The sequence below is a fragment of the Dactylosporangium sp. NBC_01737 genome (assembly GCF_035963215.1).
GTDB lineage: Bacteria > Actinomycetota > Actinomycetes > Mycobacteriales > Micromonosporaceae > Dactylosporangium.
Map to the genome: position 1 here is coordinate 2,302,672 of NZ_CP109153.1, position 24,568 is coordinate 2,327,239.

General features: G+C 70.4%; 19 protein-coding genes and 5 pseudogenes. 7 read left to right on the forward strand and 17 right to left on the reverse strand.

Annotated features, from left to right (window positions below; all coding sequences use genetic code 11):
- Positions 1-607: 607 nt before the first annotated feature.
- On the reverse strand, positions 608-1,465 hold the full coding sequence (locus OHA72_RS10065; protein ID WP_327007569.1) for a hypothetical protein: 858 nt from the start codon (positions 1,463-1,465) through the stop codon (positions 608-610).
- Between the two features lie 395 nt (positions 1,466-1,860).
- Between OHA72_RS10065 and OHA72_RS10070 the strand changes: the two genes are divergently transcribed.
- On the forward strand, positions 1,861-2,673 hold the full coding sequence (locus OHA72_RS10070; RefSeq protein WP_327007570.1) for a hypothetical protein: 813 nt from the start codon (positions 1,861-1,863) through the stop codon (positions 2,671-2,673).
- A gap of 458 nt (positions 2,674-3,131) precedes the next feature.
- On the opposite strand, the gene OHA72_RS10075 is transcribed toward OHA72_RS10070, so the two are convergent.
- Positions 3,132-3,461: a hypothetical protein gene (locus tag OHA72_RS10075; RefSeq protein ID WP_327007571.1), complete on the reverse strand. Its 330-nt coding sequence runs from the start codon at positions 3,459-3,461 to the stop codon at positions 3,132-3,134.
- A gap of 474 nt (positions 3,462-3,935) precedes the next feature.
- On the opposite strand from OHA72_RS10075, the gene OHA72_RS10080 reads away from it, so the two are divergent.
- Positions 3,936-5,081 carry a hypothetical protein gene (locus OHA72_RS10080; RefSeq protein WP_327007572.1) on the forward strand — a complete coding sequence of 382 codons (1,146 nt, stop codon included), beginning with the start codon at positions 3,936-3,938 and terminating at the stop codon, positions 5,079-5,081.
- Between the two features lie 197 nt (positions 5,082-5,278).
- Here OHA72_RS10080 and OHA72_RS10085 read toward each other — a convergent pair whose 3' ends face one another.
- Positions 5,279-6,274: a competence protein CoiA gene (locus OHA72_RS10085; RefSeq protein WP_327007573.1), complete on the reverse strand. Its 996-nt coding sequence runs from the start codon at positions 6,272-6,274 to the stop codon at positions 5,279-5,281.
- Between the two features lie 100 nt (positions 6,275-6,374).
- Positions 6,375-6,821 carry an STAS domain-containing protein gene (locus OHA72_RS10090; protein ID WP_327007574.1) on the reverse strand — a complete coding sequence of 149 codons (447 nt, stop codon included), beginning with the start codon at positions 6,819-6,821 and terminating at the stop codon, positions 6,375-6,377.
- Positions 6,822-7,213: 392 nt separating this feature from the next.
- On the opposite strand from OHA72_RS10090, the gene OHA72_RS10095 reads away from it, so the two are divergent.
- Positions 7,214-7,855 carry a hypothetical protein gene (locus OHA72_RS10095; RefSeq protein WP_327007575.1) on the forward strand — a complete coding sequence of 214 codons (642 nt, stop codon included), beginning with the start codon at positions 7,214-7,216 and terminating at the stop codon, positions 7,853-7,855.
- A gap of 438 nt (positions 7,856-8,293) precedes the next feature.
- Here OHA72_RS10095 and OHA72_RS10100 read toward each other — a convergent pair.
- The 4 genes and pseudogenes from OHA72_RS10100 to OHA72_RS10115 form a co-directional block, all read right to left on the reverse strand.
- Positions 8,294-9,692: pseudogene (locus OHA72_RS10100) on the reverse strand (IS1380 family transposase).
- A gap of 122 nt (positions 9,693-9,814) precedes the next feature.
- On the reverse strand, positions 9,815-10,168 hold the full coding sequence (locus OHA72_RS10105; RefSeq protein ID WP_327007576.1) for a hypothetical protein: 354 nt from the start codon (positions 10,166-10,168) through the stop codon (positions 9,815-9,817).
- 81 nt (positions 10,169-10,249) lie between these two features.
- A complete protein-coding gene (gene recD2 / locus OHA72_RS10110; protein ID WP_442788552.1) occupies positions 10,250-12,475 on the reverse strand; it encodes an SF1B family DNA helicase RecD2 in 2,226 nt (741 codons plus the stop codon).
- An 81-nt stretch (positions 12,476-12,556) separates the two neighbouring features.
- On the reverse strand, positions 12,557-13,420 hold the full coding sequence (locus OHA72_RS10115; RefSeq protein WP_327007578.1) for a hypothetical protein: 864 nt from the start codon (positions 13,418-13,420) through the stop codon (positions 12,557-12,559).
- Positions 13,421-13,664: 244 nt separating this feature from the next.
- On the opposite strand from OHA72_RS10115, the gene OHA72_RS10120 reads away from it, so the two are divergent.
- Complete coding sequence (locus OHA72_RS10120) at positions 13,665-15,074, forward strand: restriction endonuclease (protein ID WP_327007579.1); 1,410 nt, start codon at positions 13,665-13,667, stop codon at positions 15,072-15,074.
- Between the two features lie 85 nt (positions 15,075-15,159).
- Here the strand turns inward: OHA72_RS10120 and OHA72_RS10125 are convergent, their stop codons facing one another.
- Together OHA72_RS10125 and OHA72_RS64590 are read right to left on the reverse strand one after the other, a co-directional pair.
- Positions 15,160-16,206, reverse strand: coding sequence for a helicase associated domain-containing protein (locus tag OHA72_RS10125; RefSeq protein WP_327007580.1), 1,047 nt, complete (start codon positions 16,204-16,206; stop codon positions 15,160-15,162).
- Positions 16,207-16,336: 130 nt separating this feature from the next.
- Positions 16,337-16,648 (reverse strand): annotated as a pseudogene (locus OHA72_RS64590) (hypothetical protein); the annotation flags it as partial.
- On the opposite strand from OHA72_RS64590, the gene OHA72_RS10130 reads away from it, so the two are divergent.
- Positions 16,562-16,939 (forward strand): hypothetical protein, encoded by a 378-nt coding sequence (locus tag OHA72_RS10130; protein WP_327007581.1) that lies wholly within the window; start codon positions 16,562-16,564, stop codon positions 16,937-16,939. The pseudogene OHA72_RS64590 and the gene OHA72_RS10130 sit on opposite strands and share 87 nt — an antisense overlap.
- A gap of 18 nt (positions 16,940-16,957) precedes the next feature.
- Here OHA72_RS10130 and OHA72_RS64595 read toward each other — a convergent pair.
- Both OHA72_RS64595 and OHA72_RS10140 read right to left on the reverse strand, forming a co-directional pair.
- Positions 16,958-17,461: pseudogene (locus OHA72_RS64595) on the reverse strand (DEAD/DEAH box helicase family protein); the annotation flags it as partial.
- A gap of 377 nt (positions 17,462-17,838) precedes the next feature.
- Positions 17,839-18,132: a hypothetical protein gene (locus OHA72_RS10140; protein WP_327007583.1), complete on the reverse strand. Its 294-nt coding sequence runs from the start codon at positions 18,130-18,132 to the stop codon at positions 17,839-17,841.
- 99 nt (positions 18,133-18,231) lie between these two features.
- Here OHA72_RS10140 and OHA72_RS10145 point away from each other — a divergent pair, with 99 nt between their 5' ends.
- Entirely contained in the window at positions 18,232-19,080 is an 849-nt protein-coding gene (locus OHA72_RS10145) for a hypothetical protein (RefSeq protein ID WP_327007584.1), read from the forward strand.
- 13 nt (positions 19,081-19,093) lie between these two features.
- Here OHA72_RS10145 and OHA72_RS10150 read toward each other — a convergent pair whose 3' ends face one another.
- Together OHA72_RS10150 and OHA72_RS10155 are read right to left on the reverse strand one after the other, a co-directional pair.
- Entirely contained in the window at positions 19,094-21,013 is a 1,920-nt protein-coding gene (locus OHA72_RS10150) for a protein kinase domain-containing protein (RefSeq protein WP_327007585.1), read from the reverse strand.
- Between the two features lie 340 nt (positions 21,014-21,353).
- Positions 21,354-21,635, reverse strand: coding sequence for an ATP-binding protein (locus tag OHA72_RS10155; protein ID WP_327011523.1), 282 nt, complete (start codon positions 21,633-21,635; stop codon positions 21,354-21,356).
- A gap of 232 nt (positions 21,636-21,867) precedes the next feature.
- Here OHA72_RS10155 and OHA72_RS10160 point away from each other — a divergent pair, with 232 nt between their 5' ends.
- On the forward strand, positions 21,868-22,422 hold the full coding sequence (locus tag OHA72_RS10160; protein ID WP_327007586.1) for a hypothetical protein: 555 nt from the start codon (positions 21,868-21,870) through the stop codon (positions 22,420-22,422).
- A gap of 31 nt (positions 22,423-22,453) precedes the next feature.
- On the opposite strand, the pseudogene OHA72_RS10165 reads toward OHA72_RS10160, so the two are convergent.
- The 3 genes and pseudogenes from OHA72_RS10165 to OHA72_RS10175 all read right to left on the reverse strand — a co-directional run.
- Positions 22,454-22,676, reverse strand: a pseudogene (locus OHA72_RS10165) (ISNCY family transposase); the annotation flags it as partial.
- Positions 22,677-22,901 (reverse strand): annotated as a pseudogene (locus tag OHA72_RS10170) (DUF4158 domain-containing protein); the annotation flags it as partial.
- A gap of 758 nt (positions 22,902-23,659) precedes the next feature.
- The gene (locus OHA72_RS10175) at positions 23,660-24,217 is read right to left on the reverse strand and encodes a hypothetical protein (protein WP_327007587.1); all 558 of its coding nucleotides are present in this window, start codon (positions 24,215-24,217) and stop codon (positions 23,660-23,662) included.
- Positions 24,218-24,568: the final 351 nt, after the last annotated feature.

A 24,568-nucleotide genomic window follows, 5' to 3' on the forward strand; every position in this document is an offset into this window, starting at 1 on the left:
GCCCGCTATGCGAGACTTGTCCGATAATTGGGAGGGTCTATGTGGAGTGACGGTGGGCTCACGCCACCGTGCGGGGTCCACCCCGCCGGTCTGGTGTTCAGATCAGTTGAAGAGGTTTGGATGGGTGGGGGCTATCGGAGATTGCTGTGGCTGGCCAACGATGCCGGCGAGTGTGTAAGCCATCTGTGGTTCTTCCGCGAGGTGCACGGCGACTGTCCGCGGAGCCCCGGCCCGGATACGTGCACGACATGGTCACGGCCACGCACCGGCAGCGTGAGGGCCTGCTGCGCGTATTGGTCGACTGGGCCCATGCTCACCAGCCGTCTGACAGCCCGCTGTATTGCGACGACCGCGGCCTGACCACGGATGGTGGTCCGGCGGCGGTGCGATTGGGACTCATTGCCGCGGCCGACTACCGCGCCGACCGATCGGATCGCAAGAGCTACCGGCAGCTGCGATCCAGCGACCATCTGGGCCACTCGATGGACCAGTTCGCGCGGTCACCGCAACTGCCTCGCGCAGCGCAAGCACCTGCTCCAGGTCCGCCCCTCGGGCAGCCTTCAATTGATCTCACTCAGCCGAGTGTGTCGGCAGCGGCGGTAGTACCTCACGACTCAGACATGATTGTGAAGATTTTAGGGAAAACGTCGTCAACCATGTGATAGTGAAAGTCGCCCAGGAGAGCCACCAAGTCCATGATGAAGGCTGGGTCAGCACGGTGACCAGGGTCATCGGTGAGGACGATGTTGAACTGGTGCTCGATGGCCGTTCCTCGACCCTCGTCGCTGCCCTCGATGTAGAACAGCACCGATCCGTCAGCCATGGTCCCGTCGCCCGGGTACAGCTTCCGTTGAGTCTCCCCGTTGCTGCCCCACGAGATCAGGTCGGGGAACCAGGCGAGAGTGGCCAGCCTGCGGTGCTTATCGATGTTCCACAGTCTGTCGAGACGGTGGAGATAGCTCCACGTAAAATTAGTCTCGTAGGTCCGTTTCGTCTGGTGTCCGAGCTCCTTCGAATCTTCCATGAAGATGAACGGCTGCACCGCCCGGAAGGCTCTTTTGGCCCGGTCGTCGTACAGCCCCGGTCGCTCCTTGTGGAAGGCGTCGAATACTTGAGAGTCCTTGGTGATCGGGAAGGTTGCCCGACGCTCCAGCTCGGCGGGGATGACGCCGCCGTGGCAGGCTTCCGCGACCCCGTAGGCCAAGCTCTCAAGCGCGGCCCGCAGATTGCTCAGCACATCACCGACGACGGCGCTGATCGACGTGGGGAACGGCCGACGGTAACGCAGCCGGTAGGCCAGGCGGTCCTGCCTGTCGGTGGGTTCTGGCGTGACAGTGTACGGCGTCGAGTCGCGGAACTCCTTGACCGCTGACCTCAGGTCGTCGAGGTGTTCATGGGCGCGGTTCGCCTTGACCCACCAGGAGGCGTTCTTGTCGTCCCAACGGGGACCGTAGTTGACAACCATCAGACGATCTTCCCACCGGTCGCCCACCCCGCTGCTCGAATAATGCGTGCCGCGCCACCGTCTCATCGATGGCGCCTACCACACCATGCGGCAACCGGTCGCTCCATCCGCGTACCCTCGCACCGTATGGAAGGAACGCGCGTGTTCGCTGAACAGGACGCTGCCGTATCCGGTGCGGACGCCGAGCATCCGCACCCCGATCGGCGGCAGCGCGGTGCTGGCCGTGGCTGAGCTCCCCATCCCGGAGCAGTTCCGCCGCCGGGTCCAGGCCGCAGCCGCGCAGTACCAGGTCCCACAACCGCGAGTCCAGGAACTCGCCGCGGCTATCGGCTCGATGCCCGGATGGCAGCAGACCGGCTACGTCGCTGGATGGACGCAAGCCGCGATTCCTGTCCGTGATCGAGCGGCACGCGGGCTGCCCGGAGCCGGACTGCGACACCTGCTCCGACCTCACCGACATCCTGGCCATCCTTCTGGCCGCGGACAAACTCCGCCTCGACGACGCGTTCGACACCATCGTGCGCGACGGCCTCGACACCGAAACGAGGGAACAGACGGTCGAGACGGCAGCAGGCCGCGCGGAACCCTCCACGCCGATCCCGTCGGCGGATGCCGCGGGTGCGGAACAGCTAGCACCCCCGACGGTGTGCGGTGCGGTCCCGCCTGACCAGGCCCCCGGCGAACCATCGTGCATCCGGCCAGAACGTCACTGGAAAACCGTGCCGGCTGGCGAGACCGGACACCTGCACCGGAACGGTTACCGACGCTGGCCGGCCACGACCATGCGTCGGACGGCGCCGCTGCGGCTGCTGCTGATCGGGGTCGTGACCGCAGTGGTTGTTACCGCATCGACGGTGACAGCGGGTGTGCAAGTGTGGCGGGCGCTTCCCACGCTCGGAGCGGACTCGCCACTCGCGCACGGAGCACTTGCCGGCCTCATCGCGCTGCTACCGACCGTCGCAGCCGGGTGGGCGTACACCCCGCGGCGTACGCGACTGCGGTGGCAACGGGGGCTTGCGCTCGCCGTCGGAGGTCTTACCCTGGCCCTGGACTTCACCGCATGGGTCGTCTACGCGAGTGCGGAACAGCTGCCGTCACCGTGGTTCGCGGCAGCGATGTTCACCTTCACCCACGCCTGCGGTCCGCTCACGCTGATCCTCCTTCTCCAAACATGGACGTCCTCGACGACCAGTCCAGGTAGTGGGTGACAGCCGCAGTCGCGGCCGACCGTCAAGCCGCCGAGCATTCGGCGTGCTCGGTGACCGGTCGGCTGGCCCTGTCGCCGCAATGACGCGACACCGAGACCGATGCGTCCTCAACGGAAAATACGCACCCGCCGACTGCCGGCTGCCCGCGAACGCCGGCGACTCGTTACGGACCGGCGCCCACGACGGATTCGAGGTCACCGACACCAACACCGCAACCTGACCGCGACATCTTCGTCGGGCTCGTCAACCGTGCCTTCGCCGGCACGACCCCAGTCCGGCACCGAGCACGTCGTCGTCGCACAATGCGCGCCCAGACCGACGACGTCATCATCGCGAGGAGAACATCCGCGCCACGAACGGATCACAACGGGTCGCACACGCACCCAACCTCAGCGCCGCCCGCCACTGCCCGTCCAGCGCACCAGTTCGACCGGAACCGGGCAACCAGGTGGCAGCCGTCAGCGGGCACCGGCCAGGCCGGCGAAGTGCAGCACGAGCGCCTTCGCACCGCGGGCGAGTTCGTCGGTGAGGTCACCGACGCGCTGGTGCGTCGGATGCCGCAGCATCCACACGGCGCTGAGCCTGATGATGGTGTCGATGCCGCTCGGGCGCAGCATCGCCGCGCGGTCCGCGCCGAGGGGCTCGGCCCGGCGGTGCTGCCACAGCCGCAACCAGGTCCCAGTGCGCTGGTCGAACGCCAGATGCCGGGTGCCCTGCGGATTGAGCAAGAAGATGGTGTTCGGATCGCTGTCCGCCGGCACCCAAGGTTGCTCCTCAGCGGTGGCCACAATGCTCCTTCCGACACAGCCGCAGGTCCCGAGCCTAGCGAAGTGCATGCCCACGCGACGCCCCGTGCGGGCGGCCGGAACACCACCTGCATAACGCGTCCCGACGGCCGGCAACGCACCTGCACGTCTGGGCAGCGGCCGGTGGCCGTCGGCCGTGTTGGTCGTCATCCCTGCCGGGCGGTCGTGTGCAGGGAGCGTACGGATGAGCCGGTTGCCGGGTGCCGGCCTGCGGCTTGACGGACGCTGTCGTGCTGACGGATCGTGGCGGGGTCAGCGCAGGCGGCGGGTGAGCGCACGGGGTAGCGGAGTGCACACCGGGCTCGCCTGCGGCAACCTGTTTACCCTGGTACCGGCCTGTGCCGTTGCATCTCCAGGCAGCGATGCAACGGTCGCGGCGGCCCGGGCGCGCCACACGACGCGTGGGCCGCACCTGCCCGGTGGTGATCGGCGGCGGGAGAGGTGGAGTGAGGTGAAGTGACGACGTATGCGTGGGACACCCGGTCCGGGTTGCTGCTGGCGGTGTGGGCGGCCGGTGTCGGCCACCACGCGGCAATGGTGTGCCAGCTCGGTTCCGCTGCCGCTCCGGAGGTCACGGCACGGTTGTGCGACGCCATGACCCAGTTGTCGCAGCACCTGTGGGACACCTACCAGCATCCCGCCGACGATGACGATTCCGATCTTCCCGACCTGGCGGCGCAGGAACGTGGTGAAGGGTTCAGCGGCGTGCTTGCCGCGGTCGGCCGGCCGCACCTGCCGGACACGCACGGGCTGCTGATCGTGTCCTACGATCCGGTGCTCGAGTCCGCCCACACGGTCGGCCGGGCGTTACACGAGCTCGGCGACGCCGAAGTAACCGTGGCAGTGACCGCCGAGGTCAGGACCGAGATCGACGCGGTAGGCCGGGCCGGCCTGGGCGATCTGTCCGGCCGCGCCGCGCAGGCGGTGTCCCTCGACCGGCTGGACGTGTCGCCGGTCCAGGTCGCCGCGGCCGACCGGCTCCTGCACGCCGATCCGCTGGGCAGCGACGCCCTGTTCACCAGCGTGGACCCCGCCGCGGCGTGCGTGGCCGCCGCGCATTGGCTGGTCGCCGCCGCCGAGGTCACCGCAGCCGCGGCCGGCATCGCACCGACGGACGTGTTCACCTACGCCGATGACCTCGAAGCGTTATCGGTCGAGGTCCCCTCCTACGTCGTGGATGTCGTCGTCGATCAGTCCGCGACGCCGCTGGAGGCGGTGACCGGGCTGCTCACCGAGGCCGCTGCGGTCCGCGCCGGGCGGATCCCGAACCCGACCGCGCTACTGCAACGGGTGGACGCCGCCCGGGAGCAGATCCTGCGGGTTGACGTCGGGCACCGCGAGCAGGCACTCGCGGTGCTGCTGGACCGGTTGACGCCGCTGGACCCGCAACGCCCGGCCCGGGATCTGCTCGAACACCTCCTCGACGGGCTGCGGGCGTGCCTGCTGGTGTACCGGGAGGAGAAGGCTGTCACCGCAGGCGTCACGACCGGCGCCGCCGACGAGGACGATCTCTTCGACACCACGACCGACCTGGCCGAGGCGGCGTTCACTGCCGCGGTCCGGCACCAGGCAGGCCGCGTCCACGACCGCCTGACCGGATGACGGCGCAGACGGCCGACTCGTGCCGTGATGATTGAACGGGTCCGGCCTGGGCCGACGGGGCCATCTTGTGCCGGTTCGGTTCGGCAGCGATCCCAGGGGTTCGCCGGTAAGGACGACGATCCCGATCGGATCACTGTGAGAGCGGGAATGACCGGGGTGGCTCCGCCCGCTCCTGGGTCGCCGCTACCGGCACCGGGTTACACCGGTTTCCACTGGTAACCGGGTTCGTCGAAGTCGTCGTCGGCGTTGGTGCGCGCGACGTGCCGCCATCGCCGGGCGGTCGGTAGGTGTTCGAGTTCGACGGTGTGGCCCTGCTCCATCAACTGCTGCGCCAGTTGCCACGCCGGTTCGTCGGTGGGGTCGGCGATGTCGGCGGTGGTGTGCGCCGTGTCGCGGCGGCTGGAGATCCGCCACGGCCGGTCGGGCACCGCAGCGGCCTTGAACGCGGCTGTGTAGTCCGGGTTCCGGGCGGTGGCGTACCGGCCGCGGACGGCTTCCAGCTCGAACGTTGCCGCGGCTACATGGACCTGGCGGGTGGCGACGAGCCAGCGGTCAGGTGAGTATTCCTCGTCGCCGTACTCGTTGTAGTAGGGCTGGCCCTCGCGGATGATCGGTGCGGTGGACACGAGCATCACGCGTTCGCGCTGGACGTCGAGCACGGCGACCGGGAGGCGCCAGCGACGGTCCAGGTAGCGGACCTCCTCCGGCAGGCGCAGTTCGGCGCCGGGGAGGCTGCCGCGGGCGCGGCTGAGCCGGTTGGTGGTGAACACCCACAGGGTGGCGAAGAACCCGGCCTGCTTGTCGGCGTGGTTGCGTCGTTGCAGCTCACCAACGGCGATGGCGCTGTCCTGGACTTCGACCGCGACCCGCACCGGGCCGTTGCGGCCCCGGATGGTGACCGCGACGTCGACCCGTCGCCGGCCGCCGCTGTGCGGCTCCTCCAGGGCCACGTCGTAGCCGTGTTCCCGGAACCGCTGGGCGAGGAGGACCTTCGCGCGCATGTGCGGGATCGACTCGCCCTGGGCGCCGCACCGCGGTCCGGCCGGTCGGTGCGCGAAGTGCGAGACGACCACCCGGCCGGGTTTGACGATGACCGTCCAGCCGCACACCGGGCAGCGGTAGTCGGGGGATGCCGGCAGGTGCTTCGACGCTTCGACCCGTTCCCCCGAGCGCGCGTGGACGGCCACGAGCATGCTGCAAGCCTGCCACGCACCGCTTCCACCACGCCACGTCGCGGAGACCACTCACCAGGGCCCGCCCGTGCGGCCGGTCCGCCCATACTGCCGGCAACGGCTACCGCAGGCTGGCACCCCGAACGGCGGGCGTGTCCCCCAGGGTGCTCACGGCGGGCCGGCGGGTGGGATCGAGCGGTGCGCCTGGGGTGTCGAGCAGGTCGATCGGGTTCGCGGTGATCGCGGTGGACACGGCCCCGTAGGTGGGGATGATCCGCATCGTCTGGGCGGCGCGGAGTGTGGCGCAGACTGGTCCGGGTGGGCGGGCCAGGCGCAGCGCACCGCCGGTGGTGGTGGCGGCCGCGGCGGCGGCGAGCAGCACGGCGATCGCGGTGCTGTCGCACTGCTGGGCGTTGCGCAGATCCACCACGATTACCGGATCCGGGCGCTGCAGTAGCAGTTCCAGCTGGGAGTGCAGGATCAGCGCGGTCGCCGCGGTGAGGTTGCCGTGCACCTCGAGCACGTCGACGGTGTCGGTGCGGCTGGTGGTGAGACGCAGCTCGGACATGCCCTCACCGTAGGTGAGCGTCCCTCACGTCGGTACCGCCGCACCGGTGGTCCTTCCAGCCCAGCGGCGGCGGACGGTTGCCGACCGGTGGCCCTCGTCCCCGGGTCCCGCGTTCAGCCATCCTCGTCGGCGCTTCCACGGTCCTGGCATCAACCCAACCGGCCCAGGACACACGGGTCCGGTAGTCCCGCCGGACTTGATCGGTAGCGCCGCGCCTCGTCCTGATCGGCCCCCCTCAGCCGACGCATCCTCGACGGCGGGGGGCGGGGCCCATTGCGTGACATTGATAAAATCCGTTGTCACGGGCGACCGGCGCAGCATCCGGTGGTGAGGAGGACCCGATGACGCCTGAACCGTGTACAACACGAGACGGCACGTTCCGGCACCTGTCCGTGGATCTCACCGCCGCGGCCGGCGGGGAGGACGGGAGGACGGGTTACACGCTGTGTTCGACTCCGGAGCGTCCGGTCCATGGCGCCGATCAGTCGAACATCAGCTGTGCGTTCGACGAGTGGCGCACTGACATGTGGGTCAACATCGCCGAATTGCCGCCGTGTGCGGAGTGCCTGAGGGTGGCGGAGTTGCTGGCCGACCCTGACACGGCACCGCCGCTGCATCGCAGTCCCCGGCTGGTCTACCCCTCCGTGCCGATCGGTGATTCGATTCGGGGCCTCCTGGAGCTCGACATCGCCACCGGCGCCCCGCCCGGCCGGCGGGCCGCCGTGCATCTGCTGACCTTCACCGCGATACCGGACCAGCCGGGCTTCACTGACCTCGTGGAGAGCATGGATCTGGTATGGGACATGGGTGACACCGTGCGGATGGGCCAGGTCAGAAATTGGGCGGCGGTGGTCGACTTCGCGGCGACCGCCGACGTACCGGACCGTGACCGGCAGATGATCGCCGTGGCCGCGAGCCTCGCCGGCGGGTCACCGGTCAGCCTCGAAGCCGCCGTCAGATTCGTCGACGATCCGGCGGCGGCCCGGCGGGTGAACGAGGCAATCGTGATCGCCACCGGTCACCGCGACCGGTGAGAGCTCACCGAGAGGCCGGCCCCGAGCGCCCACACCTGACCGCGGTCAGGGCTGTCCCGGACTCGGCGCGAACGGCACCGGGGTGGTCGAGTAGCAGCTGTACGAGCTGGATTCGGGAAGGATGCACCGCTGCCCGCCGAAGGTCGATTCCCGGCGGACGGTGGTCGTGCCGTCGTGGCGGGCTGGCTTGCTGCGGGCGCAGTCGGCGAAGTCATATGGAGCTGCCACGGCCGGGTGTACGTGTTCAGTGGGCACCGGGCCGCGAATGGGGCCGCTCGGCAACTGGGGCCTAGCCTCGCTCATTCGTTAGTAGTCGATCATGGCGGCTGAATGCCTGTTGATCTTTGTTTAGTCTGCTGGCGTTGAGGTGGGCGTGCTGATGGCCCGGCGCGCTGGCCGGGTCCCTCCGTGCGGTGTCGACGCGATGCGGCGTGGGTGTCAGCCGATCGGGCGGGGTAGTGCGGTGAGCCGGGTCAACGCGGTGGCGAGGTCTGTTGCCCAGGGCCAGGTTGCGGCGATCCGGAACTGGGTCTGCCGTGCGGTGCGGGTGATGCGGGCGGCGACGTGTAGCAGCCGGTAGCGCAGCTTCTTGGGTTCCGCGGTGGCGAGTTGACCGTCCAGGAGCAGGTGCTGGGTCCAGGCGAGGAGGTCGATGCCGGTGAGGGCGAGTTCGAGCCAGGCCTGGTTGATCGCGAAGACGCGGGATGGGAACCGGTCGAAGCCGCTGTCTTTGCCGGTGCGGATTCGGTCCTCGACGCGGGCGTGGCCGCGGTGGCGGGCTTCCAGGAACTGGATGTTGCCGTTGCCGGGTGGGGTGTCGGTGGCCATGACCTGGTGGCGGAGGCCTTCGATGGTGTCGAACAGGGAGAGTTGGGCGCCGGGGTGCGGGCGTTCCCGGCGCGCAATGAATCGGGTCTCGGCCGGGAAGCCGTCGTCTGGCACGAGACCGGTGAGTTCGCAGATCTCCGCGCCGTCGCGGAAGTCGCCGTCGGCGTCGAGGGCGGGGATCCAGTCGGTGGCGTGGCGGATCGCGGCCCGGACCGGTTCGGTGATCGCCGCCCCGACGGAGAACCGGGTGTCGAGTCCATCCTTGCGCAGGGCGCGGATGTGGGTGAGGAATCCTTGGGTGCAGCCGGCTGAGTCGCTGCGGATGAGGATCGGGGTGCCGTGCCGGTGCGCGTCGGGGATTTGGTGCAGGGCGCGGTCCAGGACGGTGATGTGGTCGGCGGTGGTGTTCGACCCGGCTCGGCCCTCGCGGAGCAGGCCGGATAGCGCTTCGCGGGAGCCGTCCAGGAAGCACAGCAGTGGGTGGAAGCCGAAGGTCTTCTTCCACGTCCGGGTGGCGGATTCCTTCTCCGAGTGGCAGATCACGATCGTGGCGTCCAGATCCAGGACGATGCCGGGCACCGGCTGTCCCGCCGCTGTTGAGGCCGGTAGCCCTGTTCGGGTCTCCGATGCCCGCGCCCAAGCCAGTTCCCGCGCCTGGGCGCGGGCGTCACGCAACCGGGCCAGTCCAGCATCGTCTACATTGGACAGCACCCGCCATGCGGTCGGGTCCGACGCGACCGGACCGAAGAGGCCGGGTTCGTTGCGCAGCACCGCCAGGTCGGAGATCGCTGCGCCGCCATCGGCGAGCAGCACCGCGAGGTCGACCGCGACACGGCCCGGGTCATGACCGGACTCCCGCACCCGCAACCCCCGCGAGCGCATCACTGAACGCGGACGTCAGGCCCGTGGCGTCGGCCAGGTCAGCGAGGAGGCGAGCACCGGCATGCCCGACGACACCCCGGCCGTCAGCACTGACCACGATCTTCGGACGTAAACCGGTAACCTTCACCTTGGAAGTGCCCCCTACGCCGGGATGGATAAGGCCCTAGACAAGTCCTGTCCTCCCAGATCAGAGGGCACTTTCGCGTTCCCGGGATGCCGCTCCGCCGCACCCTTGCCGAACGCGTGAGGCTAGATCTGGTGCGCACTGGTGTGGGCGGTCAGCACACCGCCGGTTGGTTCGTACACGCGGACCCGCCACCGTCCCGGCTCCAGCTGCTGCTCGTCCCAGGTCGGGAGTGGTTCGAGGAACTCGCTGAGCCGGTAGATGACGGCGAGCGCCGCCCGGGCGTCCGCCTCGGAAGGGTAGCTGTGCCTGGCACGGCCGGCGGCGTCTCGCCGCCCCCGGCATTCGTGCAGTTCCACCGACCAGACCCCGGAGCCGTCCACGAACTCCTCGACCCGCAGGAAGAGGTACCGGACTGGGTCTCGGTCGGGGCCGGTGACCAGCCAGCCGACCTCGCGCAGCTGCGGGATGCCCACCATCTTTCGGACCCTAACCGAGTCGCCGGCGCGCCGGGTTCGGTTCTCTGGTCGGCCTGCCGACGCAACAGCCCGGTCGGCTGGTCAGGTGGTGAGGCGGTGGGTGAGGGCGGTATGCCGCCGGCCGGCGCCGACGGTGCGGACGGCGGCGGCGAGGGCACGGCGGGACCCGACGAGGACGACGAGCTGTTTGGCGCGGGTCACGGCGGTGTAGAGCAGGTTGCGTTGCAGCATCATCCACGCGCTGGTCGTCAACGGGATGACCACGGCGGGGTATTCGGAGCCTTGGGAGCGGTGGATGGTCATGGCGTAGGCGTGGGACAGTTCGTCGAGCTCGTCGAAGTCGTAGTCGATGGACTCGTCCTCGTCGGTGCGCACGGTCAGGGTCTGCTCGTCAGTGGACAAGGCGGTGATGACGCCGAGGGTGCCGTTGAACACCCCGGCCTGCCCTTTGTCGTAGTTGTTGCGGATCTGGGTGACCTTGTCCCCGATGCGGAACACCCGCCCGCCGGACCGCCGTTCCGGCAGCCCGTCCCGGCCCGGGGTGAGCCGCTGCTGCAGCAGGCCGTTGAGCGCGCCTGCGCCGGCCGGGCCGCGGTGCATCGGGGCCAGGACCTGGATGTCGCGGCGCGGGTCGAGACCGAACTTGGCCGGGATGCGGGTGCAGGCCACGTCGACGGTCAGCGCGGCGGCCTCGTCGGTGTCCTCGCACGCGAACAGGAAGAAGTCGGTCATCCCCTGCAGTTGCGGTGGTTTCCCGGCGTTGATGCGGTGCGCGTTGACCACGACCCCGGACTTGGCTGCCTGCCGGAACACCTGCGTGAGCCGGACCTGCGGCACGTTGTCGGCGGCGAGGACGTCGCGGAGGACCTCCCCGGCGCCGACGGACGGCAGCTGGTCGACGTCCCCGACGAGCAGCACGTGCGCGCCGGGCGGGACGGCCTTGATGAGCTTGTTGGCGAGGATCAGGTCGAGCATGGAGGCTTCGTCCACGACGAGGAGGTCGACGTCCAGGGGGTTGTCCCGGTCGAAGGACGCGTCACCGCCGGGACGCAGTTGCAGCAGCCGGTGCACCGTCCCGGCCGGGTGGCCGGTGAGTTCGGCGAGGCGTTTCGCCGCCCTGCCGGTCGGCGCGACCAGGGTGACCTTGGCCTTCTTCGCGGCGGCGAGGGTGACGATGGAGCGGACGGTGAAGCTCTTGCCGCAGCCGGGGCCGCCGGTGAGCACGGCGACCTTCGACGTCAACGCCAGCCGCACCGCCTGTTCCTGCTCCGGGGCGAGGGTCGCGCCGGTGCGGGCGTGCAGCCAGGTCAATGCTTTGGGCCAGTCGACGTCGCCGAAGTGCGGCATCCGGTCGGCCGGCTCCCGTAGCAGCCGGTTCAGGGCTCCGGCGAGGGCGGTCTCGGCTCGGTGGAACGGCACGAGGTACACGGCGGTCACCGGCCCGTCCGGTCCGGGCAGCGGTTCGCGGACCACGCCCTCGTCTGCGGCGAGGGTGTCCAGGCAGGTCCCGACGAGCGCGGCGGGGACGTCGAGGATCTTCGCCGCGTCGGTGATCAGGTTCGCCTGCGGCAGGTAGCAGTGCCCGGAGTCGGTGGCCTCGGACAGGGTGTACTGCAGGCCGGCTTTGACCCGTTCCGGGCTGTCGTGCGGGATGCCGACCGCTTGGGCGATCGTGTCGGCGGTCTTGAACCCGATCCCCCACACGTCCGCCGCGAGGCGGTACGGCTCGTTCTGCACCACGGAGATGGAGGCGTCGGTGTACTGCTTGAAGATCCGCACCGCGAGGGACGTCGACACGCCGACACCCTGCAGGAAGACCATCACCTCCTTGATCGCCTTCTGTTCCTCCCATGCTGCGGTGATCTTCGCGGTGCGTTTCGGGCCCAGGCCGGGGACCTCGATCAGCCGGGCGGGTTCCTCCTCGATGACCCGCAGCGTGTCCAGGCCGAAGTGGCCGACGATCCGCTCGGCGAACACCGGCCCGATGCCCTTGACCAGGCCGGAACCGAGATAGCGCTGGATGCCCTGGATCGTGGCGGGCAGCACGGTGGTGTAGGACTCGACCTCGAACTGCCGGCCGAACTTCGGATGGCTCGACCACCGCCCGACAAGGCGCAGGCTCTCGCCGGGCTGCGCGCCGAGCAGCGCCCCGACCACGGTCAGCAGCTCGTCGCCGCCCCGGCTGGTCGCGACCCGGGCGACGGTGTAGCCGGTGTCCTCATTGACGTATGTCAGCCGCTCCAGGACCGCCTCGAGGACGGCACCCTGTGGACGGGTCGAGGCGGCGGTCGCGGTCACGGCGACCATCGTGCCCGCTCGCCCGTCCCACCCGCCAGCCCGACCAGTCGGGATCGGTGTTCACCGTGGCCGGGGTGTTCGGCCGAGACGTCACGGCCAGATGGTGTCAGCGAGCAGGTCCGGTCTGACTGGCCGGATCTGCAACGCGATCAGCGGCTGGGCCCGGGTGGGGTGGATGACGTCGAGCCATTCCACACCATGGTGGCGGCTCAGGCAGATCGGGATCTGCGGGAAGTAGCGCAGGGCGAACCCGGCGAAGTATGGGGTGTCGGGACCGGCGAGGTCGCGGCCGTGCAGATGCACCTGGGCCGGGTCGATGCCGCGTTCCTCGAAGTGGGCCAGTACGGCGTGCCCGGCCCGGAACAGCGGGCTGGTCGGCGCCCACCGCCGGTGCAGATGGTCCTGGGCGGCCGGATCGGCGACCGGCCTACCGGGCAGTTCGAAACGGTGCAGGGTGATCGTGCCCGCCGCGACGGCCGCACTGAGGCGTTCGCGGTACGGGCGGGGCATCCACCGGTCCAGGCCCTCGAACTCGGGCAGCATCGCGTCGCGTGGGGCCCGGCCGGCGGTGGTGTCGACCTCGATGGCGTGCAGCCGGTCCACCGCGACGTCGAGGGTGTCACCGGCCCGCCACAGCAGGGTGAGCGAGAAGTCGACCCGGTCGCGGGCCTCGAACAGGAACTGGCAGCTGCGGGAACCGCCGACCAGAGCCCGGCGGATGATCAGGTATGGGTCGGGTCCGTAGGACAGGCAGGTGGTGAAGTGGCGGATCCATCGCTCGTCGGTCCGGTCGATCTCCACTTCGATGTCCAGGTCGTGTGGTTCGGTGGCGCCGCGGGCGTAGGAGCCGAACACCGAGACCTCGGTGACGATGCACAACGGCCACTCTTTCCGCCCGGCGTGCAGGGCGCCCAGCAGTTGCTCGGCCAGTTGGGTGGCCCGCTGGCGTTTCATGACCGCCAGTCTGCCAGCCGCCGCCCGCGGCGCGGTGGACACGATCGCCGGGCCGCGCATCGACCGATGACCCGGTCGATGACATCGACCGGTGCTCTCCCCGAACGGGGCGCCGCTCCTGCCTCGGCAGCACACCGTCTGGTGCACAGCTGCCGCGGGAGGGTGACGGGTACACGTGCGTACCGCGGCAGCTGTACCGGCCGTGGAGACGTCTTCTGCGAGGCCGGGCCGGGATAATCGCCGGGTGATTGCTGAGAGCACGACCGCGACGGCGACGAGTCTGGTCCAGCGCTACGCCGACCTGGAGGTCCGGGCCGGTGGGATCAGCGCGTCGGTGCGTGGGATGCGGTTCAACGCGCTGCTCGCCGACGCGCTGGTCCGCGACGGTGTGGACGCCGACGCCGATCGGCGCGGCCCGAACGGCGAGGTCGACGTGGCGTTCTTCCTGGACGGCACCTGGTACCTGATGGAAGCCAAGTGGTACACGGACCCGATCACCGTCGAGCCGCTGCGACAGCTGCGCGACATCCTCACGCAGCGACGGCCCGGCACGATCGGTATCCTCGCCTCGCGGTCCGGTTTCGACGACAGCGCACGCCGGCGCGCCGCGGAGGTCCGCGACGTCGTCCTGTTCGACCGCCCGCACCTGGAGGCGCTGATCGGTGGCGTGGCCACCGGCTCCGAACTCGTCACGGCGGCGAACCGGTCCATTGCCGTGTACGGCCAGCCAGACGTGCCGTTGGCCGCGTTGCTGCGCCCACGCCGCCCCGACCCGGCGCCGCTGCAGCTCGGTGTGCCGGAGGAGTTCACGACGGCGGCGGTGGCGGCCCCGGACGGCGTGGATGCCACCGTCGTGGCGCACGGCCCGGCCATCACCGGCGTCGGCGTCGACGGTGACCGGCTCCTCGTCGCCGTCACCGATGGTGTGATGGACCTGGGCAACCATCGCCGCAGCCGGCCACGGCGCCGGTTGGAGCTGACCGGCGGCGTCGGCGACCCGATGGTCACCGCGGACGGCGACCTGCTGGTGGTCCGTGGTAGCGGGGTCCTGCGCGTCGCCGGTGACGAGGTCGTGGTGGCCGCCGGCGGGTTCGCCCGCGCTCCGCTGCTCGTCCCCGGCCCTGGCGGGGTGCCGTGGCTGCTGGACCGTCGCGGCCGAACGCGGCCCACCGAACGCCGGAGTGCCACCGGGTCGCCGAGCACGGAGCACGCCGCCCTGGTCGAGCCCGGCGCCGGGCTCGGCGACGCCCGCCGGTGGCCGGCCGGGCTCCCCGCGGGCGCCTGTCAGGCCGCGTGCTGGCTGCGGGACCGCACGTTCTTCGTCCTCGGCGCCGGGCACAGCGCCGTCATCGACATCGACACCGGCCGGTACGAGTGGATCATCACGCCGGTCGGCCAGCCTCATGGACTGGTCCGCCTGGACGAGCGGCGGGTCCTCCTTGTCGGCGCCGACCGGTATGTGCAGACCGTCGTCCTGGACACCGTCACCCACGCCGCGTCACCGCCCACGGCGGTCAACCTCGCCGGTCCCGTCCGCAGCGCGACCCGGATCGGCGACGCGGTCTACGTGTTGGCGCGCGCACCGCTGGACCACGCCACGACCGTCCCGGTAGTCGCCCGTCTCGACCTGGGTCGCATCGGCGCCACCTGCTGACCTCCGGAAACCGGACGTCACCAGACCCCGCGCCGGACGCCGCGGGGGCTTCGCTGGGCCGTGTGCTGCGTCGTGGGCGCCCGGGTTACCGCTGGCGCCAGGTGGGGCTGAGGGTGTCCAGGGCGTGGCTGCGGTCGGTGGTGAGGGTGCCGTTGCTGAGGTTGGCGCGTTGTTGTTTGAGCCAGGCGCCGAGGCGGTACCCGTCGCTGGTCTGGTAGGTGGTCGGGACGTGCAGGTGGCCGTGGGTGTGGTGGTAGCGGCGGGCGGCGGCGAGGCCGAGTGCGAAGCGGTGGTCGCGGGAGTTCCAGATGATGCCGAGGGCTTCGAGGGCGGTGACGCGGTCGGCGGTGAGGGTGCCGCGTTTGTGCAGCATGCGTTGGGCGACGATGAACTGGCCGAGGCGGTAGCCGTCGGCTTCGGTGTGCTCGTCGGGGACCTGCAGGTGCCCGTTCCGGGCGTGGAAGGCGGTGGCGGCGGTGATGCCGCGCTGCCACATCGCCTCGTACGGCGACCACTCGATGCCCAGGGCCTCCAGTGCGGCGGCCCGCGCGGCGGGCAGCCGCCCGCCGGTGTACTGCTTGCGCTGCCCACGGATCCACTGGCCGAGCGGGTAGCCGTCGGTGGTGACGTGGTCCGGCGGTACCCGCAGGTGCCCTTCGCGGCGGCGGTGGGCGGTGGCGTGGGCGAGCCCGATGTGCCATCGGGCGTCGCGGGGGTCCCACTGCATGTGCAGGGAGTCCAGGGCGTCGATGCGGGCGGCGGTGAGCACGCCGCAGCGGCGGGCTTTGCGCTGGTGGTGCAGCCACCGGCCGAGTGGGTACCCGGTGGCGGTGGTGTGCTCGACGAGGACGTCGAGGTGACCGTTGGTGGCGTGGAAGGCGGTGGCCGCGCCGTACCCCTCCCACCACGGTGAGGTGGTCGCGGTGATCAGCCGGATGGTGAGGTGTTGCAGGTACTGCTCGACGTCGTAGCGGTCGGGGACTCGGACCACGATCTTGTCCGGCAGGGTCCACCGGTCCGCCGGTCCGGACCGGCGTTGCTGGTCGAGGGCGGCGGCGAGGGTCTCGTCGTGGGCGCGCAGTGCCCGCACGACGTCCCAGACGGTGTCGTAGCCGGCCAGGTCGGCCTGCACGGCGGCGTCGGGTTCGTCTTCGGCGAGGACCGGGATGAGGATGGTCGCGATCCCGGTGCCGGCGGGGGTTGCGGCGCAGCGCCCGCCCGACCGCCTGAACGATGTCGACGTTGGACGTCTTGGGGTGGGCGAACACGACGCTGTCGACGGCGGGGACGTCGATGCCTTCGCCGAGGCAGCGGGCGTTGGACACCACGGTCCACCCGTCGTGCGGCGGGTCGGCGAGGTCTGCGAGGACGTCCCGCCGGTACGTCGAGGGGTGCCGGCCGTCGACGTGGTGGCAGGTCAACGCTCGCTCCGGTCGGCCGGTGTCGGGTAGCGCGGCGAGGGTGTCGGGCAGCGCGGCGGTGAACGTGTGGGATGCGGCGATGCGCGGGTGGTAGACGATGGCGCGGCGCAGGTCGAACTCGGCGGCGGCGCGGGCCAGGGCGGTGATGACCATCGCGGTGCGCAGCGGCCCGTCGGGATCGTCGGGCGCGCTGGGTCGGCCGGTGGTGGTGAGGGTGCGCAGGAGTGGGAGGAGTTCGGTGCGGGTGACCGCGACGACGGCGATGCGGTAGTCGTCGAGCCAGCCGTCGGCGATGGCCTGGGCGAACGGGTAGCGGTAGAGGACCGGTCCGAACACGGCGGGGTCGTCCATGGACACCACGGACACGGTGGCGGTGCCATCGCCGGGGCCGGTGTCGTCGAGGCGTGGGGTGGCGGTCAGGTACAGCCGCCGCCGGGCCGGTAGGTCCGCGTCGTCGTGCAGCAGGGCGTTGTGTTTGCCGTCGCGGCCGGCGGTGTGGTGGGCCTCGTCGACGATCAGGATGTCGGCGGCCACACCGGCGCGGTGCAGGGCCTGACCGAGGTTCCCGGCCGAGTGGTGCGTCGTGACGATGAGTCGCCGGCCGGGCGTCGCGGTGAGTAGCCAGGCGGTGATCGTGTCCGGGTCGGTGGTGACGGTGGCCGGTAGGTCCGCGACGTGCACGGCGGGGTCGATGACGGTGTCGTCGGTGCAGACCGCCAGCACCGCCGCGCCGCTGCCGGCCCACACCTGCAGGGTCTGCGCGGCCAGACCGACGGTTGGGCAGACCACCACGACCGTCCCCGCCGGTGGGCAGACCCGCAGCGCCACATGGGCGGCCGCGATGGTCTTGCCGGTACCGCACGCGGCGACGACCTGCCCCCGGCCGCCGCCGGCCAGAGCGGCCGTGGCGGCGTCGACGGCCGGAACCTGCCAGCCACGCGGCGCCGGCAACGCAATGACGTCCATGACCAGCAGCCTTCCGCCATAGGGATGAGTCGATCAGTGCCGGCTGTCCCGGGGGTCCGGCACGTCGCCCCGGCCAGCCCGAGCCCGCGACGCACGGCGTGCGACTCGGTCCGGCAACGCCGGTCGCCCATCGTTCGGTCGGTGTGGATGGAACCTCGACTGACGGCGGTGTCCAAGTCGCGCGGGACGGGTTCTGCCGCCGTGTGCCGCAACCGGCGCGGGACCGGACGCGGCTTCTACCAGCGGCGGAGCGGCGGGTCCGCCGCACACGGGCCGACACACAGCACCCACCGGGTCGGGTGCTATCCCTCATCGCCGTGGGCGAGCGGGGCGCCCGACCCGCTGCGATCGGGTGCCCTCTCCGCATCGATGTCGTGCTAGGTGCTGCTACTGACCGTCGAGGGGCACGGCCAGGCGGCGGCGATCATGTGCAGCAGCGTGGTCTCGTCACCGTCGGCGTTGAGCACCGCGTGCAGCACGATGCGCTGCACGGCGGGCGGCGTACCACTGCTGAACCGGACCACCCAGGTCGGGTCACCGTCGTCGTGGATGCGACGCAGCTGGGCCTTGAGGTGGCGGGCGCCGTTGATCGTGGCGTGCGTCGTGCCGTGGCCGTCGGCGTATGTGTACGGGGTGATGCCGTACGAGGTGGCGCGGCGGCTGCACGCCAAGCCATTCGCACCGGCCGCTTGGCTGGGCGCTAGTCTGATCGGCCGGGGCGGCGTGGCCCGCCCACGTGACCTTGTATCTCGGACGGCGGTGGCCTGTCGATGCGACGCACATCCTGGTTCCGGTCGCGGCTGCTGTCGCTGACCGTGGCGGTGTCGATGCTGTCCGGCTGTACCCTGCTCGACGACGAGCCGCCCCCGGGCCCGCCGCCCGCGGCGTCACGCGAGATCAGGGTGTTCGACTTCGCCGACGCCGAGTGGTTCGACGCGTCGGTGAGCAGGACAGTGCGGCTCAAGGACGGCACCGCGACGCGCGGCGACGACGACGCCATCGGACCGATGGAGGGCGGCGGCTCCTGGAAGCTCGAAGGGACACCGCAGTTCGCGGACGCCGACGGCGACGGCGACGAGGACGCCGCGGCGGCGCTGCGGACCTCCGGTGGTCAGTCCTCGAACGTATTCTGGTACGTCTGGCTATGGCAGGACGGCACTGCGCAGCAGCTGCGCCGCCCGATCGCCTCGACGATCAGGTGCTCCCGCCCGATCGAGGCCGTGAACGCGGTGACCGGTGGGTTCGAGATCCACGCGTTCCTCTTTCAGTTCGGTCGGGACAACTGTGCCGGCGGCGGTGCGATACCGATCGTGTATGTGGCGGGGGTCCGCGACGGGTGGCCCGTGCGAATTCGACCGCAGTACGGGCCCATCGACACGTGCGACCCGCACGATCTGGTCGTCACGCTGCGCCCGTCCGGGTTGGTCCAGCTGCGCGTCGACTCCGACGAACGGTCACCGGTCGTCGAGCCCGCCGGCCGCTACGACAGTGTTCTGGTCAACGAGTTGGCGGTCAGCCCGTACCTCACCCCACAGATGCGCGGCGAGTGGGTGTTAGCCCTGGCTGTACGAGGGGAGGAGCGGATCTGCGGATGGGCGCACGTGGATCAGGTGCTGTGAGCCACCGGCCCGGCTACCGGGGGTACCTTTGCCACAGCTCGACGAGGTCGGTGCCAGCACTGTCGGTGACCAGCAGCCCGATGAGCCGGTTCTTCGGGTCGCTCCAGACCAGGGCCCGCTTCGTCGGGCTCCACGCGAAGACGTGCAGGCCCTCCGGCGGATCGGCCTCCCCCCGGGCCGGATTGGCCGGGGGATCCGCGCCGAGATACCGCGCGCGGGCCACCTCGAAGTCCGCCTGGCCCTTGAACTCGGCGAACATCGCCGTCAGACCGCCGCCGTTGTCGCAGCGGATGTGCTGCTTCGGGTGGACCTGCCCTGCGGGGCGGGCGGGGAAGCTACCGTTGACGGCCTCCTCGCCGATTTCGCTGCTGCACCACGCCCAGCTGGGATAGCCGTTCCAGGGCTCGACGAAGTCCTCCATCGGGAACAGCGCCAGTTCACCCGGTTTCCTCGGTAGTCCGGCGATTGGGTTGCCGCTCTGCTTCGCCTGCGGCTCGCCTGGCGGTCCCCAGTCCACCAGCGCGACGGTGCCAATAGCGGACGCGGCCAACAACACGGCCGCGGCGCCCAGGAGCAGTCGCTTCCGGCCGCGTTGTGGCGCCGCCGGTGTCGGACCGGCCGCCGTCCGGGAGCGCAGCGCCCGCAGGATTCTGTGGTCCGTGCCAGGGTTGCCGGACACCGCCGTGCGGACCTGTGGATGGGCGGGGAGCCGGCGCAGCGCTACTGCGAGGCTGGACGCCGCCTGCCCGGCACGGGTTGCCATCCACTCGGCGACCCTCGCCAGGATGTCCAGGTCGTCGGCTTGGCCGCTCAGGACGAGCAGGCTGTCGATCGCCTCGTCGAGCAGGTCCCATTGCTCGACGACCTCGGCCTGCCGGGCCACCACGAGCAGCCACGCGACGCCGCGCTCCCGCGCCACTGCCGACCCGCCGGGGACCGGCCCGCGCAGCATCCGAACTATCTCCGCGGCGCTCGACGGATCGGCGGCGACGGCCATGCGGATCTGCTCGTTGTCGAGGCCGAGGAGATCCTCCTGGAGTGCTTGGTAGTGCTCGCCCGACTGCGCCGCCAGCCGCAGCAGCCGTGGCCCAGCGCCCGGGTCGCCGGCTCGGGCGTCGGCGAGCAACTGCCGGCCGCGCTCAATCACCGCGTCGGGGCTGTCCAGTTCGTCGGCCATCGTGGCGAGGAGGTCGTCGACGCTCGCCAGGCGGCGTTGGACGTCGTGCGCGGTCGCCGCCTTGACGATCGTCCGCCACGGTCCGTCGGCGGGCAGCAGGGCGATGTTGGCGTGCGGCAGCCTGCCGGTGAGTGCCCAGCCGATGATCTGCCCGATGCTGTACACGTCGGCCTGCGGGCCAGCGGCGTGGGCGTCGACGGCGAGTTCAGGGGCGGCGAACCCCTCGGTGCCGAATGCGGTGCCCATCCGGGTACGGCCCGCGTCAGTCGTCTGCCCCCGCGGTCGCCGGCCCAACCCCCAGTCAGCGACCACCCATCGACCGTCGAGCCACAGCAGATTGTCCGGCTTGAGGTCGCGGTGGATCCAGCCCTGTTCGTGCGGGACGCGCAGCGCCGCGCACACCGCCTCGACCAGCTCTCGCAGGGCCTCCGGCCGGGCCAGTTCCCCGGCAAGCGTCGACGCGGTCGCGTCGGCCAGCGGCATGATGAACCAGTCGAATGCGGGGCTGTGGTCGAGCACCGGCATCACGTGGGGGCAGTCACCGAACAGCCGGGCGGCCTCAATCTCGCGCCGCATGCGCGCGACCATACCGGGGCGGTGCCCGTCGACCCGTTTGAACGCGACCCTGCGGCCGGTCGGCTTGTGCGTGGCCGCGAAGACGGTGGCCTGTCCGCCGCGTGCGATCGGCCGGGGGTCGAGTGCATAGTCCTTGCGGTTGCCGGATTCGAGGGGCAGCACCGCGCCGTCGGAACTCAAGCCTGGACTCCCGCTACGTATGGGCACGTGCCGATGGGGTCGCCCCATCATCGCACGGCGCCGTCACTGTTGTGCGCCAGCTATTTGGGTCAGCGCTCATCTGCCGTCTCGTTGTCGGCGGATCTGCCGCGGCTGACAGGTCGGGTGTGACTTCAGAGGTCTACGACCCTGATCTTCGTCGGTGGTCGGCGCCCCGTTCCGGGGTGTCGGGGCCGGTGCGTGGCCGCCAGCACGCCCCGGCCGGAGTTCGGCGAGGACCTCATGAACCAGCGCACCGTACTGGTGGTCCTGCACGCCGGGCTGGATCGCCTGGGACGCGGCCATTCTTCGGGCGGATCGGTCACTCCGGCTGGGTGATGACGGGGTGTGGCGGTTCGGGGTGGGAGAGCAGCAGGACCCACACTCGTTTTCCGCCGTGGTGGGAATCCACGCCCCACCGTTGTGACAGTGCTTCGATGATGGCGATGCCGCGTCCGCGTTCGGTGTCCGGTCGGCCGTGTTGGTCGCGGCGGCGCGGGATCACGGCGGAGCCTTCGGCGACGCTGACGGTGACCTGGTCGTCGTGTGCGGACAGTTCCAGGGCCAGGCAGCCGCCGCCTTGGCGGACGACGTTGGAGACCAGTTCGCTGACGACGAGCTGAGCGTGGGCGCTCTGTCCACGGGGCCGAGGTGCTCGGTCCGGCGTTCATGGACAGCGGGCCATGCTTGCGCTGCGTGCCGGTACGGTGACAGACATGCATGACAACTCTCGATATGGATACGGCCGGGGAGGTCGACCGTTGTGGTCGCGGCGGGACCCCGACGGCGAGGCCATCCGCAGACCCTCGCCGGCTACGGCGATGGACGGTAGGGGCATGATGATCCCCTCGGTGCCACTGCGCCGCTCCTGCCAGGTCTGGGCAAGTGTGCTCATCTTGCTGAGTGCGGCCATGGGCATCGCTGTGGCGGTAGTCGCCGTTACGGTGATCGGATCGATCAACGAGCAGTTCGATCCCACCTATGGGCGTCCCCCCACGGGGGCGATGATGTTCGGTGTGGCCATCACCATCATCGTGAGCGTGCTCATGATCGCCTTTGGCGTGTGGCAGTACTTCGTGGACTCGCGCACCGAGTCAGCGGCCGTGACCGCCTGGGTGCTGTTCGGGATCGTGGTGGGCACCGCCTTCTGCACACCGGGGTGGTTCACCGGCGCCAGCTTCTACGCGGATCCTGGCGGCTCCGGCATGTTCAGATGGTTCGCCTTCGTCAGGCTGATTCCGAACTGGCTTCCGACCACCGCGCTCACCCTGGCCATCGGCAAGGTGGTCACGTTCTTCATCGCGGTGTTGGTGCTGTCGCGGGCGCGCTCACGACCCGCCGCCCCGGCTGCGCCACCCGGTCCAGTTGGCCCGCCGGTCGCTCGCGGGTGAGACTGTGGAGCTTTGACAGCGGACATCAAGGCGCCGTGCGGTGCGCCGCCATGTAGTGCGGTAGCTCGGTGAAGTACATGCTCTTCACCGTGGCATTGAGCGTCTCGACCGTTGCCCTTCAGGTGCGGCGTATACCCGGGCAGGTCCACCACCCGAACCGCGAACACCGCACACGGCGCGGCGACGGTCTTGGACAGGAAGTCCTTGCCCCGATCGAGTCGCACCAGCACCGGCAGGCCGCCAGCCGGACCGTATGCGTTCGGCGCCAACGCCACCTCGTCGGGCACAAACCCGAGCCACGGTAGCGAGCACAGCTGCACTGCCACACCCAGCACGTTGCGACCGGTGCGGAACTGACGCACGAACGCCTCATCCACACCGGTCAACGTGAAGTACCGGATCAACTCCGCCTGGTTGATCTCCGGGAAGCCCCGAAGCCGCGCCAGTTCCTCCGCCGAGAACAGGTCCTGAGTTGCCACAAACCCACCCGCCTGAGCATCGACCGTCACCGAACGGACGGCATGCTATGGCTCCGCGCAGAGCTTGATCAACCCTCACTTCTAGCGTTGTTTTTGGTCTGGAAACTACGGACGGGCCACCAACCGCCACACCGTCCGGTCCGACACACCCAGGCCCTGCGCGGCCAGCGCTACCTGTTCCCGCGACAGCGGCCCCGCCGCACTCAGCTCCACCAGCCGGCGCACCGCTGCGTCCCGCAGCGAACGCGGCCCGCCACCCACCGCCGTCACGCAGTCCTCCGGTGATCGCTCCTGGACATTTACCTGTCGCGGCCCGGACAAATAACTGGCGCGCTCAGGGCATTTAGCTGGCGCGCAACAGTCACTCAAGGCTGGTGTTAATCGGGGTGCCAGGCAGGCAGGGCAGGCGAAGATCCGCAGTGCGTCGTACGCGCGTCGTAGCGGCCGACAATGACGCGGCCCGCGGCCCGAATCACTGGAGCGTGGGATGTCGGAACCGCTGCGGCTGGTGAGCTATTGCAGGATTTGTCACGATGCCGAGTCAGCCTCGGTGACGCCTGGCGCTGAGATCGACGTGACGGCTGTGGTCTCTGGAGGGGATCGGCGGGGCGGTGTGTGGCGGGTGCCGCTCGGACGGTGCCGCCGCTGCAGCGGGTGCGGGGTCAGGTGGAGAGCAGCGCCGCGACGATGGCGCCCGCGGCGAGGAACGGCCCGAAGGGCAGGTGATAGTCGCGGTTACTGTCGCGGCGGGCCTGCCATCACTGGCTGATCGTGAACGGCAGGGCGAGCAGGTAGGGCAGGGTGGCGGCGGCAAGGGCGGTGTCCCAGCCGGTGGCGGCGGTGAGGCCACCGATCAGCGCGGCGAGCCGTACGTCGCCCATGCCGACCCCGGTGGGGGTGAGCACGGAGACGGCGAGGTAGCCGCCACCGAACAGGGCCGCGCCGGCGAGCCCGGCCAGGAGCGTCCACGGCTGGCCGGCGGCGACGGCAGCCGTCATCTGCAGGGCGGCGATGATCGCGGCGGCGTCCGCGATGACGGGTGTGGGCAGCCGCCGTACGGCCAGATCGGTCAGCGTGAGCAGCAGCCCGGCCTGTAGGAGCACGAGCCATGCGGCCGTGGTCAGCATCGCCGGGACCGACGTCGCGGGTAGGTGCCGGCACAGCGCTGCGGCGCCGAGACCCCCGACGGCGCCACTGGCCCATCGGCGCATGCCGCGCCGGGCAGCGGGCGGCTCGTCGGGTCGCGTCAGCCGGTCCGCGACGGCTGGGAGGTGCGCGGCGGTGACGGCGCTCAGCACGACGACGATCGAGGCCATGACGGTGATCATCGGCGGGTCGGAGCTTGGCTGGCGGCGCGTGCTGCGGGCTGGGGCAGGATGCGGGGCTGGGCGAGGCCAGCGACGGCGGCCTCGCCCAGCGAACGCTGGTGGTCTCTGGTGTGAGTGACCGTGGTGCGGCCAGAGCACGCTCCAGGACCCGGCCCGGGGAACTGCCGCACGGCGTTGCCACAGGGGCAAGAGGCGGGTGACGGAAACAGCTGGACGTCCCGGACCGCCCTACCGGAGGTTGCCCTCCATTCGGGTATGGCCCCGAACGTAGCTTCGTGTCGCACGGTCGGGCAGGTCGTTGCCGCACCGGCCCTGCGACGCCCGCCCACAACACGGGCA

Bases quoted from the DNA above. Each gene is read 5' to 3' on its own strand.
- OHA72_RS10065 (WP_327007569.1), bottom strand. From the start codon at position 1,465: ATGGTTGTCAACTACGGTCCCCGTTGGGACGACAAGAACGCCTCCTGG.
- OHA72_RS10085 (WP_327007573.1), bottom strand. From the start codon at position 6,274: ATGCTCGTGGCCGTCCACGCGCGCTCGGGGGAACGGGTCGAAGCGTCG.
- OHA72_RS10090 (WP_327007574.1), bottom strand. From the start codon at position 6,821: ATGTCCGAGCTGCGTCTCACCACCAGCCGCACCGACACCGTCGACGTG.
- OHA72_RS10105 (WP_327007576.1), bottom strand. From the start codon at position 10,168: ATGGTGGGCATCCCGCAGCTGCGCGAGGTCGGCTGGCTGGTCACCGGC.
- recD2 (WP_442788552.1), bottom strand. From the start codon at position 12,475: ATGGTCGCCGTGACCGCGACCGCCGCCTCGACCCGTCCACAGGGTGCC.
- OHA72_RS10115 (WP_327007578.1), bottom strand. From the start codon at position 13,420: ATGAAACGCCAGCGGGCCACCCAACTGGCCGAGCAACTGCTGGGCGCC.
- OHA72_RS10145 (WP_327007584.1), top strand. From the start codon at position 18,232: ATGCGACGCACATCCTGGTTCCGGTCGCGGCTGCTGTCGCTGACCGTG.
- OHA72_RS10160 (WP_327007586.1), top strand. From the start codon at position 21,868: ATGATGATCCCCTCGGTGCCACTGCGCCGCTCCTGCCAGGTCTGGGCA.
- OHA72_RS10175 (WP_327007587.1), bottom strand. From the start codon at position 24,217: ATGGCCTCGATCGTCGTCGTGCTGAGCGCCGTCACCGCCGCGCACCTC.